Source organism: Thermus sp. FJN-A (assembly GCF_054655095.1).
In genome coordinates, this window is record NZ_BAAHSC010000189.1 from 1 (window position 1) to 471 (window position 471).

The 471-nt window shown below is 69.2% G+C and carries 1 pseudogene; it reads right to left on the bottom strand.

Features of this window, described 5'->3' with window-relative positions:
- Positions 1-471: pseudogene (locus tag ACYQ0J_RS07500) on the bottom strand (cystathionine beta-lyase); the annotation flags it as partial.

Here is a 471-nt window from a genome sequence, read left to right on the forward strand (position 1 = left end):
GGCGCTCGTAGGTGAGGGGGGCATGGAGTTCGTCGGAGACCACGATGAGGTCGTGCTTGCGGGCGATGGCGGCCACCGCCTCCAGCTCTTCCTCGCTAAAGACCCTCCCCGTGGGGTTTTGCGGGTGGCAGAAGAGGAGAAGCCTTGTGGCGTAGGCCAGGCGCTCCAGGCCGGCCAGGTCCAGGCGGAAGCCCCCCTCGGTTTCCTGGAGCGGATTGGCCAAGACGGTGCGTCGATGCTCACGGATGGCGGCCAGAAAGGGGGGGTAGACGGGTACCTGGGTCAGGACGCCCTGGCCGGGGGCGGTGAAGGCGGCCACTGCCGCATAAAGCCCCACCACCACCCCGGGCATGAAGGCTACCTCCCCGGAAAGGCCCGCCTTGTCCAGCAGGAGGGCCTTGAGCTCGGCATCCCCCTCCCGGGGCGGGTAGCCCAAAAAGCCCTCCGCCCGCTCGCGGATTGCCCGGCGCA